The organism is Microbacterium luteolum (assembly GCF_039533965.1).
In the GTDB taxonomy this organism is placed as follows: Bacteria; Actinomycetota; Actinomycetes; order Actinomycetales; family Microbacteriaceae; genus Microbacterium; species Microbacterium luteolum.
This window is the reverse complement of the sequence record NZ_BAAAUN010000001.1, coordinates 1,844,816-1,858,109: the sequence shown is the minus strand read 5'-3', so window position 1 is coordinate 1,858,109 and position 13,294 is coordinate 1,844,816. Positions and strand designations below refer to the sequence as shown.

12 protein-coding genes and 1 pseudogene are annotated in these 13,294 nt (G+C 65.9%); 7 read left to right on the top strand and 6 right to left on the bottom strand.

What is annotated here, in order from left to right:
- Window positions 1–5 precede the first annotated feature (5 nt).
- The gene (locus tag ABD648_RS08960) at window positions 6–1,202 is read left to right on the top strand and encodes a Gfo/Idh/MocA family protein (protein ID WP_282217528.1); all 1,197 of its coding nucleotides are present in this window, start codon (window positions 6–8) and stop codon (window positions 1,200–1,202) included.
- A gap of 119 nt (window positions 1,203–1,321) precedes the next feature.
- On the opposite strand, the pseudogene ABD648_RS20225 reads toward ABD648_RS08960, so the two are convergent.
- A pseudogene (locus ABD648_RS20225) lies at window positions 1,322–1,402 on the bottom strand (hypothetical protein); the annotation flags it as partial.
- Window positions 1,403–1,493: 91 nt separating this feature from the next.
- Here ABD648_RS20225 and ABD648_RS08955 point away from each other — a divergent pair.
- Window positions 1,494–2,378, top strand: a complete 885-nt coding sequence (locus ABD648_RS08955) for an aldo/keto reductase (protein WP_282214615.1) — start codon at window positions 1,494–1,496, stop codon at window positions 2,376–2,378.
- Between the two features lie 501 nt (window positions 2,379–2,879).
- Here the strand turns inward: ABD648_RS08955 and ABD648_RS08950 are convergent.
- The 4 genes from ABD648_RS08950 to ABD648_RS08935 all read right to left on the bottom strand — a co-directional run bounded on the left by ABD648_RS08950 (window position 2,880) and on the right by ABD648_RS08935 (window position 7,163).
- Entirely contained in the window at window positions 2,880–3,737 is an 858-nt protein-coding gene (locus ABD648_RS08950) for an alpha/beta fold hydrolase (protein ID WP_282214614.1), read from the bottom strand.
- Window positions 3,738–3,813: 76 nt separating this feature from the next.
- Entirely contained in the window at window positions 3,814–4,353 is a 540-nt protein-coding gene (locus ABD648_RS08945; RefSeq protein WP_282214613.1) for a GNAT family N-acetyltransferase, read from the bottom strand.
- A gap of 110 nt (window positions 4,354–4,463) precedes the next feature.
- Window positions 4,464–4,889 carry a GNAT family N-acetyltransferase gene (locus tag ABD648_RS08940; RefSeq protein WP_282214612.1) on the bottom strand — a complete coding sequence of 142 codons (426 nt, stop codon included), beginning with the start codon at window positions 4,887–4,889 and terminating at the stop codon, window positions 4,464–4,466.
- A 186-nt stretch (window positions 4,890–5,075) separates the two neighbouring features.
- Complete coding sequence (locus ABD648_RS08935; protein ID WP_282214611.1) at window positions 5,076–7,163, bottom strand: OmpL47-type beta-barrel domain-containing protein; 2,088 nt, start codon at window positions 7,161–7,163, stop codon at window positions 5,076–5,078.
- Window positions 7,164–7,699: 536 nt separating this feature from the next.
- Here ABD648_RS08935 and ABD648_RS08930 point away from each other — a divergent pair.
- The gene (locus tag ABD648_RS08930) at window positions 7,700–8,473 is read left to right on the top strand and encodes a glucosamine-6-phosphate deaminase (protein WP_282214610.1); all 774 of its coding nucleotides are present in this window, start codon (window positions 7,700–7,702) and stop codon (window positions 8,471–8,473) included.
- Here ABD648_RS08930 and ABD648_RS08925 read toward each other — a convergent pair.
- Window positions 8,463–9,179, bottom strand: a complete 717-nt coding sequence (locus ABD648_RS08925; RefSeq protein WP_282214609.1) for a GntR family transcriptional regulator — start codon at window positions 9,177–9,179, stop codon at window positions 8,463–8,465. The genes ABD648_RS08930 and ABD648_RS08925 overlap by 11 nt on opposite strands.
- Window positions 9,180–9,359: 180 nt before the next feature.
- Between ABD648_RS08925 and ABD648_RS08920 the strand changes: the two genes are divergently transcribed.
- The 4 genes from ABD648_RS08920 to ABD648_RS08905 are packed head-to-tail and all read left to right on the top strand — an operon-like array spanning window position 9,360 to window position 13,253.
- Window positions 9,360–10,661, top strand: coding sequence for an ABC transporter substrate-binding protein (locus ABD648_RS08920; protein ID WP_282214608.1), 1,302 nt, complete (start codon window positions 9,360–9,362; stop codon window positions 10,659–10,661).
- Window positions 10,661–11,668, top strand: a complete 1,008-nt coding sequence (locus ABD648_RS08915) for a carbohydrate ABC transporter permease (RefSeq protein WP_282214607.1) — start codon at window positions 10,661–10,663, stop codon at window positions 11,666–11,668. Before ABD648_RS08920 ends, ABD648_RS08915 begins: the two co-directional genes overlap by 1 nt.
- Before the next feature lie 44 nt (window positions 11,669–11,712).
- Window positions 11,713–12,498: a carbohydrate ABC transporter permease gene (locus tag ABD648_RS08910; protein WP_282214606.1), complete on the top strand. Its 786-nt coding sequence runs from the start codon at window positions 11,713–11,715 to the stop codon at window positions 12,496–12,498.
- A complete protein-coding gene (locus ABD648_RS08905) occupies window positions 12,495–13,253 on the top strand; it encodes an SIS domain-containing protein (protein WP_282214605.1) in 759 nt (252 codons plus the stop codon). The genes ABD648_RS08910 and ABD648_RS08905 overlap by 4 nt, the downstream gene beginning before the upstream one ends.
- Window positions 13,254–13,294 lie beyond the last annotated feature (41 nt).

Genomic DNA, 13,294 nt, shown 5'->3' with positions numbered 1-13,294 from the left:
TGAACATGGCATTCTCAATAGGCATCGTCGGTGCCGGGCAATTCGCCGGGCAATTCTCGACTCTGTTCACGCGGCACCCCGACGTGAGCGCGGTGTACCTCACGGATCTGCTGCCTGAGCGCGCCGAAGCGCTGCGCGTCGAGCAGAGCCTCGCCGGCACCTTCTCGACCTTCGAGGCGATGTTGGAATCGGATGTCGACGCGGTCGCCATCTTCACGCAGCGGTGGACTCATGGACCGTTGGTGGTGCGGGCCCTTCGCGCAGGCAAGCATGTGTACTCAGCGGTGCCGATGGCGATCTCGGAGACGGAGATCGCCGAGATCATCGACGCCGTTTCCGACACGGGGCTGACCTACATGATGGGCGAGACGAGCTACTACAACCCGGCGACCGTCTTCGCTCGTGATCAGTACGCGGCAGGTGCCTTCGGCCGCGTCTTCTATGCGGAAGGCGACTATCTCCACGACATGGATCTCGGCTTCTACTCGGCCTACGAATACAGTGGCGGGCCGGGGTGGAAGCGAACCGCGAGCTATCCGCCGATGCTGTACCCGACGCATTCGATCGGGGGAGTGCTGGGAGCCCTGCCCACGTACGCCACCAGTGTGAGTTGCATCGGTGTGCGTGACGACGTCGACGACGGAGTCTTCGACCGGGAGGTCAGTCAGTTCGGGAACGACTTCTCCAATGCGACGGCCCTCTACGAGCTTGCCTCTGGCGGGTCGATGCGGATCAACGAGTTCCGTCGCGTGGGGTACCCGAGTCACCTGCGAGAGTCGCGGTTCCGGTACTTCGGCACCAAAGCCAGCTTCGAACAACTGGCGAACGTCTCGGTGTGGCAGGACAAGGTCGGGCTGAAGGATGTATCCGATCTCCTGGCTACCAGTGAGACGCTCAGCCTCGACGACCCCTCGTTGGCGCACGTGGCACCCGAACTGCGCGCAGCGTTCGTGTCCGGACACGCGCGGGTCCACGATCCGGCGCGACTTCCGGTGACATTCGCCGGCGCTCCGGATGGGCACGAAGGAAGTCACCACTTTCTTGTGGACGATTTCGTCACCGCGGTCAGGGATTCCTCGATACCGAGTGTGAACGCGTGGGTTGCAGCCCGGTTCACCCTGCCGGGAATCATCGCCCACGAGTCGGCACTTCTCGGCGGAGTTCGCCTCCCGATTCCCGACTTCGGAGAGGCCCCTGCCTGACAGCAGCGGGAATCATCGATCAGGTCTGCCATCGGGTCCACGCCGCGGAGGCGATCGCGAGCGTCGGCAGAGTCCAGCCCCAGGGTGATGAGGCCATGGATGAGTGCGCTCATGAAGGTGTCGCCCGCCCCCACGGTGTCCACGACGTCGACACGCTGCCCGCGGATATGCGTCACCCCGGTGTGCGGTCCTACGGTCATGGGACCGCACCCGTGTGCGTCCGCTCCCCTCGTCTCCGCAGTAGATCTCCCAGCTGTCGATGGTGCGGAACGCCGCACGTAGGATCGACGCATGCACACACGCGCACTGGGCAACGACACCGTCGGCCGCGTCGAGGTCGGAGCGATCGGTCTCGGCTTGATGACCTTCGACCAGACCGGCGACCAGCCCCGCGAGCAGTTGCTCGACACCGTCCGCGCCGCGCTCGATGCCGGTGTCACCCTCTTCGACACCGCCGATGCCTATGGGCCCGGCCAGGAGCGGGGTTCCGACGCTCAGGGCGAGAACGAACGGCTCATCGCCTCGATCCTCGACGAGTTGGGCGTGCGCGACCGCGTGTTCCTCGCAACCAAGGGCGGCGCCTTCCGCACCGAGGGCGGCGGCTGGGATCACGACGGGCGTCCCGAGAATCTGCGCCGGGCGGTCGACGCCAGTCTGTCCCGACTCGGGGTCGAGCAGATCGCGCTGTGGCAGCACCACCGCCCGGATCCGAAGGTCGAATACGCCGAGACGATCGGCGCGCTGACCGAGATCACCGCCAGCGGCAAGGTGCGCATGATCGGGCTGTCGAACGTGAACCCTGGCCAGATCCGCGCGGCGCACGCGGCGCTGGGAGACAGCCTCGTCAGTGTGCAGAACCAGTTCAACCCGAAGTTCCGCAGCAGCCTGCCCGAGATCGAGGTCTGCACCGAGCTGGGGCTGGCCTTCCTGGCCTGGAGCCCGCTCGGTGGGTTGTCGGATGCCAAGGAACTGGCCACCCACCACCCGGCCTTCCAGCAGGTGGCCGAGGCTCGCCGCGTGAGTGCCCAGCAGGTGGCACTGGCCTGGGAGCTCGCGCAGTCGTCGGCGGTCATCCCGATCCCGGGGGCCAAGCGACCGCAGTCGATCCTCGACTCCGCCGCTGCCGCGGACCTCGATCTGTCCGCGGACGAGCTGGCCGCCCTCGATCAGACCTGAGCCCCGCTCTCGCCCGCAGGTCTCGCAGGCCGGTCACGAGGCTGTGACGGGGGAGATGCTCGAGTCGGATCACCCCGTTCGGCCCGGTGACTACGTTGAGGTCGTCGCAATCCTTCCCGGCGGGAAGATCACGGACCAGGCGCTCGTCACCGTCACGGCGTAGCGCGCGGTGGCGGCTCACCGAACGTTAGCCCGACGTTGCAGCGCAGGATTTCGATCCGAGCGCCCGCCGTGTCGCTCGTACGTTGGTAGTGAGCCCTTTCGGGCTGACAAGTCGTCGTGACCTGCAAGGGGCGATGACCGCCGTTCCGCGCATGTCCGGATTCCCAGACGGATGTGGCGCGGGCGTGAAGTGCTGTGGCTCCGTCGATTACCGATCACTCCTCCCCCAGAGGCCGCCTCTCCCCAGGAGGCGCAGGAAGACGGAGCCACAGTCTCACCCTTCGCCGGTCCCGAGCTTCTCGACCATCAGCCGCGTCTTCCGTCCGCATGGTCAGGGGATCACAGGCAGAGCGACAGCGCGAGGTCGGGCCGCGCCCACAGCAGAGAACCTCCGTATCCGGGAACCACGGTGAGGGAGGCGTTCGGCAGCCGCGACGTGAGCGTGCGTCCCTGGTCGGGAGAATGCGTCCAGTCTTCCGCGCCGAACAGAACGTGCACAGGGACGCCGACCGCAGAGAGATCCAGTCCCCAGTCCGACATGGCGAGGGCCGTGTCACGTGCGTACCCCAGTGGCCCCTGGGCGAAGCCCTCGTCGAGTGTGCGGCGGAAGCTCTCTCTGAAGCTCGCGTCCTGGTACACGGGAGCGTCCGCAGTCGGCGGATCGGACATGATCATCTCGAACAGGCTCGACGCGGAGAACGAGGTGAAGGCCTTCGTCGCCTCGCCGAGAGAACCCTGTGCCACACTCCGGACGAATCGTCCCATATCCTCCGGCAACTGCGCCGTCACCGCTGGATGCGCCACTTCATCGCCGGGGGAGACCAGCACCAGAAGTGTGGCCGCTCCCGCGATCGCCGCGGCGATCGCGAAGGGAGCGCCCTGGGAGTTCGCGACGATGGGGATGGCGTGCCCGGCGAGCTCCGCCACGAGGTCGGCGACATCCGCTCCGACGCTCTCCAGGGTCTTGGCGGGATCGGCCTCGGATCTGCCGAGCCCGGGGCGGTCGAACGACACGAGACGGAGACCATGAGCCTTCAGCACCTCTCCGCCGAAGGCCATCGAGGAACCGGATGCCGCGCCGGGAATGAACAGCACAGGAGACCCGTCGACGCTTCCGTATTCGGCGTAGGACAGGATGCGACCATCTCGGGCCGTGACGGTGCCGCGTGCGAAGGGCTCAGGAACGAGCTCAGCCACGGTTCCCGCGTGCGCAGCCGGTCGGTGCGATTCGCGGCTGTCTGGCCGTTCGTCGTCAGCGGGCATCGGATTCCGGTCAGGCATGATGGACAGCCGCCCAGAACGGTGAGAGCACGCGCCACCCCAGCGCCTCGTAGAGATGACGGCCTTGCCCGCTGGCGAGCAGGATGCCCTCGGATCGCCCTCGATCCAGTGCGGCGTTCGAAAGCGCGCCCATGATCGCCTTTCCCAGGCCGCGCCGCTGATGCGCGACCTGCGTGACGATCTGATCGGGCACGGCGAGCGCCGTCAACCCCAAGCGACCGCTCGCTGCGAGAGCGCCGGAGTCGGTCATCACCTTGGCCTCGAGTGCAGAGCCTTCGTCGTCCATCGTGAGGCTATACCCGTACGGCAGTGTCGGCGCGGCGCGTGCGAGCCGAGCGCTCATGAGGAACTGAGGCTCGACGAGTCTCCAGCCGTCGGGCATCGTCGGTTGGGCCTCATCGCGGGTCGCAGGCCATTTGATCCAGAAATTCGAAGCGGCGGTGTGCGATGCCAACTCGCGGGCGCGTCCGGTATGCGGCCCGGTCAGGACATACCGCGCGGATTCGGAGTCAGAATCGACCTGGATGTGCACACCGCCCCGGATCGGAGTCGGAGATGCGTGGCCGCGGGACCGGACCCATCCCTCGGTCCAGGCGAGGATGTCGGCTGCGAGAACGGGGGCAGTCTGCTTGGCGTCTGGCATCACGCCGGGGTCAGGTCGAGTCGCAGGTGCAGGATGGGGAACGGTCTTCCCTGGTCGTCGAGATCGGAACGAGAAGCGACCGAGAACCCGCGAGCGGCGTAGAAGCGGCGGCCGCTGTCATTGTCCTCATTCACGTCCACCCTCAGCTCACCGAGTCCGACCTTCGAGACGTCGTCGCGGACAGCGTCCAGGAGAGCCGATCCGACGCCACGACCCTGCGCAAGCTCCGCGACGAACAGCATCTGGATCGCGCCCGCCTCCTGCGCGATGAACCCCAGAGCTGTCTCGGCTGCGTCGGTTCCGTCCGCTGTCTCCTCGGTCGGAACCGCGATCCGCAGATCCGCAGCGGACTGCAGGTAGGAGAGCACGTGCGGTTCGTACCAGTCGATGTCGGCGGGACTCAGGAAGTGGTGTGTTGCCTCCACGGCGCTTCTCCAGACACTGAGGAGTCCGGGTCGTTCCGAATCTCTCGCACGGCGGACGATGGTCATGTCGTTTCTCTTTCTGGGGTGGGAACGGTAGCGAAAGGCGGGAAATCGCAGGTCTTCGAAGGGCCGGTGAACGCGCGGACGCGCCCACCGGCCCTTCTCATTCTCGCGGGATCGCCCGCGTCAGACTCGGGCGAGTCTGCGGCACATCACGATGACGCCTGCGCCCAGGGCCAGCAGAGCGATCGAGATCGCCGGCAGCCAGCCCAGGTCGAGACCGGTCGAGGCGAGGCCACCCGAGGTCGGCGAGCTGGCCGTGCCAGCTCCTGAGCCGTCGGTCGGGTCGGTCGGGTCGGTCGGGTCGACCGGGTCGGTCGGGTCGACCGGGTCAACCGGGTCGCTGTCCGCGACGACGACGTAGGTGAAGGCCCGCGTCGTCCGGTTGCCGGCCTTGTCGATGGCGTCGACCGTGAACGTGTGCTCACCGAGCTCGTTCGTGGGGAGTGCGTCGCCCGACGCGTGGGCCGAGGTGCACTTCTCGACACCGGACAGCGCGTCTGTGCACGTGTAGGTGAAGGGCACGACTGCTCCCTTCTTCACCTCGATCGGCGCGATACCGTCGGCCGCGAGACCTGCCGGCGCGATTTCGGAGTCCGCCTGGATTTCAGGGAGCGCACGATCGAGGTTGACATCGATGAACCCATGCTCGCTCTGGTTGCCCGCGTTGTCGGCCGCCCAGAACTCGATGGTCTGCGAACCGTCCGCAGGCTCGAACTCGAGCGTCTCCTCGTTGTCCACGTAGGTTTCGCCGTCGTAGTCCGCCCAGATCCCGTTGATTCCGGAACCGGTGTCGGTGGCCGTGATGGTGATCGTGTCGCGGTTGGACCATTCCCCGGCCGGCACGTCCCAGTCCGAGGAGACCTCGGGCCGCGTCGTGTCCGGGGCCTGCACGGTGAACTGGATGACCTGGGTGGTGCGGAGCCCGATGGAGTTCACGGCGATCCCGGTCCAGGTGTAGTCACCGTCGGCGAGTTCCAGGGGCGTTCCGACCGCGACCGGATGACCGTCCTGATCCCACATGGCGCACTTCTCGATGCCCGATTCCACATCAGCGCAGGAGAAGTCGACGTACTCGTCGCCGGTGCCGGTGTAGACACCGTTCATCGCGGGGGTGACGGAGGAGAAAGACGGAGCGGTGCTGTCGGTCGGATCCGTCGGTGCGGCGACGACGTAGCGGAACATGCGCGTCGTCCGGTTGCCGGCGTTGTCGAACGCGTCGATGGTGAAGCCATGCTCGCCGAGTTCCCCCGTGGGGAGTGCGCGACCGGAGGGGTACGCCGAGGTGCAGTTCGCCACTCCGGAGTAGTCGTCCGTGCAGGTGTAGGAGAACGGAACGTCAGAGCCCTGGATCACCTCGACGGGGGAGAGCCCGTCAGGAGCGATCTCCGAGTCGACCGTGATCGTCGGCAGGCCGAGGTCGATGTTGAGCTGCAGCGTCTTGTGCTCACTCTCGTTGCCGGCGTCGTCGGTGGCCCAGAACTCGATCGTTCGCGACCCATGCAGGAGTTCCACCTCCGCAGTGTCGGAGTTCCAGATCCGCCGACCGTCGTACTGGATCTGGATGTCACGAATGCCGGAGCCGCCGTCGGTGGCCGAGACTCTGAGCGTCTTGCGGTTGGACCAGTCGCCGTCTGCGACGTCCCAGTCCGAGGTGACCTCGGGACGGGTGGTGTCCGGCTTCTTCACGGAGAACTTGATCTCCTGCTTCGTGACGAGCCCGTTCGCGTTCGAAGCGATTCCGGTCCAGGTGTAGTCACCCTCCGGCAGCTTCAACGGCGAACCCGGGGCAACGTCGTGTCCTTCGTGGTCGCGCACAACGCAAAGGAAGATCGGTGATTCCGCGTCTGCGCAGGAATAGTCGACGAACTCGTCGCCCTGTCCTGAGTACGCGCCGTTCATCACCGGAGTGACCGGAGTGAAGGACGGAGCGGTGGTGTCGCCGGGGTTCGCCACCCAGAACTGGTAAACGCGCTCGAACCGAAGGCCGATCGAGTTCACGGCGACGGCGGTCCAGAAGTAGTGACCGCTCGGAAGCCACAGCGGTTCGCCGTTGGTCTGCGGGTGGTCGTTGTGATCGTAGAGCGCACAATCCGAGATTCCGGATTCGCTGTCGCGGCACTCGAAATCGATGGTCACTCTGCCGTCACCGAAGAACACCTGATTGGCGGCTGGAGTCCAAGCGAAGAACTCGGGCGGAGTGGTATCGGTCACTGCTTCCTGCTCCGCTGCGGAGGCCGGGGCAGAGGACTGCTCCGGACTCTCCGCCGCGACATCTGTCGGGGCAGCGGAGCTCGGCTCCGACGGGACAGCTGGCTCCGTTTCCGGTGCGGGCTCCGGGACGGGTGCCGGCTCCGGTTCGGGTGCCGGCGCCGGTGGGGCTTCAGGGTCCACCGGGTCCGTATCGGTAGAAGGCTCAGCGACGACCAGTGAGGTCGTCTCTCCGGCCGACGAGGTTTCCGCAGAGGGAGCCTCGCCCATGGCAAGGGCAGGCCCCGCCGCGATCAATGGCAGGGCGATCAACGCCGCGACTGCCATCGCAGCCACGCCAGTGGACAGAGGGGTTCTCATGTTGTTTCCTTCAGGGTTTCGACGGTGCGACGGTTGTGGCGACTTCAGCGACGCTACGGGGGGCGGGCGATCGCCGATCCGTGTTGTTGCTCGCTGCAACGTTCGTCTTACGCCCTGACGAAGTGGCGTCCATGATCCTTTTCGTGGCATAATTGCTCTAGATCACTTTAGGGAGTCATGTGGAAGTCGTGATTATCCGATCCGCCGCCGAAGCCGGTCGCATCGCTGCCGACCGCGTCGAGGCGGCAATCGCTGGCAGGCCGCGGCCCGTGCTCGGGCTCGCGACAGGATCCTCTCCGCTCCCGGTCTATCGCGAGCTCGCTGATCGAGTCCGCTGCGGACTCGATCTGTCGCATGCGCGCGGGTTCGCGCTCGACGAGTACGTCGGCCTGTCGTACGAGCACGCCGAGAGCTACCACTCCGTCGTCCACCGCGAGGTGACCATCCCCCTCGGCCTCGACCCGGATGCGGTGGAGGTGCCGCCCGGCATGGCCCAGGATCTCGCGGCGGCCGCCCGGCGCTACGACGACGCGATCGTCGGGGCCGGGGGCGTGGACATCCAGCTCCTCGGAATCGGCAGCGATGGTCACATCGGCTTCAACGAACCCACATCATCCTTCACTTCGCGAACGAGGGTGAAGCGCCTCGCGGAACGGACCAGAGCCGACAACGCACGGTTCTTCGGCGCGCCCGAAGATGTCCCGACGCACTGCGTGACGCAGGGGCTCGGGACCATCTCCGAGGCGCGGGAGGTGGTGCTGCTCGCATTCGGTGCGGGCAAGGCGGATGCCGTCGCCGCAGCCGTCGAGGGGCCGCTGGCATCGATCTGCCCCGCGTCGGTGCTGCAGCTGCACGAACGAGCGACGTTCATCCTCGATGAGGAGGCTGCGCAAGGTCTCCGGCTGCGCGACTACTATCGCCAGGCGTACGAGAGCAGCGGTATCAGTCGTTGAGCGGGTGGGGCAGTCGCACGATATTGCTCACGACCTCATAGCGGTCGAAGCGGTAGCGAGATCGCACATGCTGGACGACCTCGCCCAATGCGTCGGAGAAGGTGTCGACGATCTCGAGCGCCGGAGCGCCCGCCGGAAGCTCCAGCAGTGCGGACTCGTTCGGCGAGGCGACCACGGCGCGCACCCTGCGGAAGGTCGAGTAGGGAACCACGCCCTCGGCGGCGAGGGTCTCATGGACTGATCGCGTCAGATCTGCTGCCGACAGGATCTGTTTGAGTCGGGCCGGGTAGACGGAGATCTCGTGGCACAGTGGCTCGCCGTCCGCCGTTCGAAGCCGCTCCAGCACGACAGCCTGCTCGTTGGGACGCAGGGCGAGGATCGTCGTGGTCTCCAGGTCGGGGATGACCGGCTCGAACCGCAGAACCTTCGCTCCGGGCGTCAGGCCGAGGCGGCGGAGGTCCTCGGTCAGTGAGGTGAGGCTCGGCCCCATGGCGACGACCGGTCGACTGACGTAGGTTCCGCTCCCTCGCGTGCGTCGGATCCACCCCTCTTCGCCCAGCTTCGACAGGGATTGCCGGATCGTCATCGCACTGACCCCGAACTCGGCGGCGAGCGCTCGCTCGCTCGACAGCTTGGACCCGACGGCCAGATCTGCGCACCTCGTGCGGAGCTGACTGAGGATCTCTACGTACTTCGGCTCTGCCATTGCTTCTTTCCGGTTGCTGATGTAACCCAAGCGTAACGAATTCGAAATTTCTTGGATCAAACACTCGACTAGATTGCTCTAGAGCAGTTACTATCCAGATTAGTGCTCTTGGGAAGCATAGGGCAGGCAGCGCAACCTTCGAAGAGGTGCGTGTGCGGCATGACACAGAGAGGTGAAGCCATGAAACAGACCCGATGGGTGGCGGCAGCTGCGGCGGCCGTGACAGCGATCACGCTGGGCGGCTGCTCGGCCGGTCCCGCGGAGGGCGACAAAGAACTGATCCTTTGGCATATGGAGAGCACGCCCAACCGGGTCGCGGTCTTCAATGACATCGCCGAGCAGTACAACGCGACCGACCCCGAGTACCCGGTCAAGATCCAGGTCCAGGAATGGGACCAGGTCTACGCGAAGATCGCAGCGGCAGCGCAGTCCGGCGACCAGCCGGACATCCTGTTCTCGATCCCCGACTTCACGACCTACGTGCGCCAGCTCGGTCTCGGCCAGCCGGTGACGGACATCGTCGAAGCTCTCGACGAGGAGAAGGGCATCGCCGAGACGGCGTCGCAGCCCTACTTCGACGAGGACGAGTACTGGGCCGTGCCGCTGTACGGCATGGTGCAGATGCTCTGGTACCGGGCTGACCTCCTCGATGCGGCCGGGGTGACGCCCCCGCGCACCTGGGATGAACTGCTGGCGGCGGCCGAAGCGCTCACCACCGACGAGCAGAGCGGCATCGCCATCCCGGCGGGCAAGAACCTCGCCTCGGACCAGGTCATCTACAGCCTGATGACGACCGGCGGCGCCGCCGACTTCTTCACGGAAGACGGCGAGATCAACTTCGACACCCCCGAGACCGTGGCTGCCTACGAGCTCTACAACGAGCTGCTCAAGTACTCGCCGACCGACTCCGGTGCATACGCCTGGGGTGAACCGCAAGCGGCGTTCAACAGCGGTGCCGCAGCGATGGCGATCGAGAAGGGGCAGTACCTGAGCCCGTTCGAGGCGGAGTCGGGCCGGCCGGGCTCGGACCTCGGCTGCCTTCCGATCCCCGTGAAGGACGAGGGGGGAGAGCCGGGCAGCATCTACTACTCGAACGGCGCCATGGTGCTGAGCGACGATGCAGCGCACAAGGACGGCGCATCGGAGTTCTTCGATTGGCTGCTGCAGCCTGAGCAGTACAGCGAGTTCCTCAACGCAGAGCCGGGTCTGTTCCTTCCGGTGACCGAAGACGAGGAGAGCGCGGCGACGTGGAGGACCTCCGATGTCGTGAGCCAGTACCCCGACTGTGTGGACGCCATGCTGAAGCAGGCGGAGACCGGCGAGCTCTTCGGATTCGTGGACGGCCAGTACATCGACGTCGTGGGAGAGATCTCGGGACAGAACTTCCTCGCGCAGGGCGTGCAGGAGATGTACGTCAACGGCAAGTCCGCGGAAGAGGCGGTCGCCTGGACGCAGCAGCAGATGCAGGATGCGATTCAGTAGTGTCCCGTCCGACTATGACCGGCGCGGCGTCACAGGGCACCACCCTGCGGCGCCGCCCCGGCCCGCCCCGCACCCCGGTGCCTGACAGGCGCGCCTCGTCGCGAGAGGCCTCTCCGCGGCAGCGCTCCCGCCTCGCCGCGCAGCCGCTGTCGACCCGCCTGTTCGGGTACGCGCTCATCGCACCCATCGTCGTCATCATGGGCCTGGTCATCGTGTATCCGCTGATCAACGCGGTGGTCACGAGTTTCCAGGATCAGCGTGTCATCGGCAGCTCGTCGGACTTCGTCGGATTCGCCACCTACGCCAAGATCATCGGCGATCCCGAGTTCTGGGCGGCGTTGGGGCGGTCCACGTTCTGGCTGTTCGCGAACATGATCGTGCAGACCGTGTTCGGTTTCATGACCGCGCTGCTGCTGCAGCGCTCGGGCAGGTGGTCCCGAACGGCTCGCACGTGGATCGTCCTCCCGTGGGTCATTCCGACGGTCGCCGTCGCTGTGATCTGGCAGTGGATGCTGAACAGCAACTACGGCGTGATCTACAAGGCTTTCGATTCGATCGGGATCGACATCGGCTCGCCGTTCGGAGACAGCGCCATCGCACTCGTCGCCATCGTGCTGATCAACAGCTGGCACTGGTTCCCCCTCAGCGCCGTCATCATCTACGGGGCACTGTCCACCGTGCCGCACGAAGTGATCGAAGCCGCTCGGATGGACGGTGCGAACGCGTGGCGGTTGTTCTGGGCGGTCACCTACCCCCTGCTGCAGCCGGTGCTGTTCTCGATCGCCCTGGTCGGATCGCTCTGGTCGTTCAACATCCTCGACTCGATCTACCTGATCACCGAAGGCGGTCCGGCGGGGTCGACGACCACCGTGCCCGTCTACATCTATGACACCGCGTTCAGTGCGTTCCGCTCGAGTCAGGCGGCTGCGGCGAGCGTGCTCACCGTGATCGTCCTCGGTGTCGCGGCTCTGCTGTTCGTCCGCTTCGGCCGCCCCAAGGAGGACTGATGAAGCAATCGCGTGTTCTCAGAAAAGTCCCTCGTGTTCTGGCCATGGTGGTGCTCACCGTGGTCGTCCTCGGACCGTTGTACTGGATCGCCACCTCGGCGTTCAAGGGCCGGGAGGAGATCATCCGATCCGTTCCGACCCTGTTCCCCGAGACCTGGACCCTGAGCAATTTCGAGCGGCTGTTCACGGCGACCGAGTACGGCGTGTTCCTGTCGAACAGCCTGATCATCGCCGTGGCGACGACGCTCGTCACCGTCGTCGTGTCCCTCTGCGCCGCGTACGGGCTGTACCGCGTCAGGGTCCCGGGCAGCGGGAAGATCGCCGGGGTCGTGCTGCTGTCGTACATGATCCCGGGAACGCTCCTCATCGTGCCGCTCTACCGGACACTGTCCGAACTGCAGCTGATCGATACGTATGTCGGGCTCGTTCTCGTCAATGTGGCGTTCACCGCACCGTTCTGCACCTGGTTGCTTCGAGGCTTCATCCTCGCCGTACCGGTGGAGATCGACGAGGCGGCTGCGCTGGACGGCGCGGGGCCCGTGCGCACGATGTTGCGCATCGTGCTCCCTCTCATGGCACCGGGCATCGCGACGGTCACGGTGTACTCGTTCGTCTTCGCCTGGACGGAATTCGTCTTCGCGTCGCAGTTCATCGTGAGCGACGCACTGCAGACGCTGCCCATCGGACTCAATGCCATCGTCGGCCAGTACACGGTCGACTGGGGACTCGTCATGGCGGGAACCCTCTTCACCCTGCTGCCGACCGTGCTGCTCTTCCTGTTCGTGGGAAAGTACTTCGTCGGCGGCCTGATCGCGGGAGCGACCAAATGATGATCGACACAACCACCAACCTGACGACCTCGTCCTCCGACTACCTGGACGGGGTCACCGAACTCCTCGCCGAGGTGATCTCGAATGAGAAGCCGGCCATCGCTGCTGCAGGTCGGCTCGTCGCCGACCGGTTCGAGAACGACGGACTCCTCTATGTGTTCGGCAGCGGACACTCTCACGTGTTCGCCGAGGAGGCCTTCTACCGTGCAGGTGGCGCCGCACGCATCTGCCCGGTACTCGTGCCGGAATACATGCTGCACGTCAGTGCGGAGCACAGCACGACGCTCGAGCGCGAGTCCGGGCACGTGTCGCAGATCCTCAGCGCCTACGAGCTGAACCCGGAACGCGACGTGTTCCTCGTCGTGTCGAACTCCGGAGCGAATGCCCTTCCGGTGGAGATGGCGCAGACAGCCAAGGATCAGGGGGTGCCCGTGATCGCGATCACCTCGCGCGCCTATGCGAACGCCAGCACCAACCCCGGCCGTCGACTGCACGACGTCGCCGACATCGTCATCGACAACCACTGCCCGCCCGGCGACGCGACGATCACGATCGCCGATGACCTCCCGAAGGTGGGCCCGGCGTCGAGCTCCATCGGACTCGCGCTGATGAACGCCCTGCTGGTCGAGGCGCTCGCGCTGCAGGTCGAGCGCGGCGACAACCCGGACGTCTGGGTGAGTGCCGGCATGCCGAACGGGCGAGCGCATAACGTGGAGCTCGCCAATCGGTTCCGGTCGCGGATCCCTCACATCTGAGGATCCTCCGGCTGACACCCTCGACTAGAAGGCAGGAGCGT

Bases quoted from the DNA above. Each gene is read 5' to 3' on its own strand.
- ABD648_RS08905 (WP_282214605.1), top strand. From the start codon at position 12,495: ATGATGATCGACACAACCACCAACCTGACGACCTCGTCCTCCGACTAC.
- ABD648_RS08955 (WP_282214615.1), top strand. From the start codon at position 1,494: ATGCACACACGCGCACTGGGCAACGACACCGTCGGCCGCGTCGAGGTC.
- ABD648_RS08925 (WP_282214609.1), bottom strand. From the start codon at position 9,179: ATGGCAGAGCCGAAGTACGTAGAGATCCTCAGTCAGCTCCGCACGAGG.
- ABD648_RS08920 (WP_282214608.1), top strand. From the start codon at position 9,360: ATGAAACAGACCCGATGGGTGGCGGCAGCTGCGGCGGCCGTGACAGCG.
- ABD648_RS08960 (WP_282217528.1), top strand. From the start codon at position 6: ATGGCATTCTCAATAGGCATCGTCGGTGCCGGGCAATTCGCCGGGCAA.
- ABD648_RS08910 (WP_282214606.1), top strand. From the start codon at position 11,713: ATGGTGGTGCTCACCGTGGTCGTCCTCGGACCGTTGTACTGGATCGCC.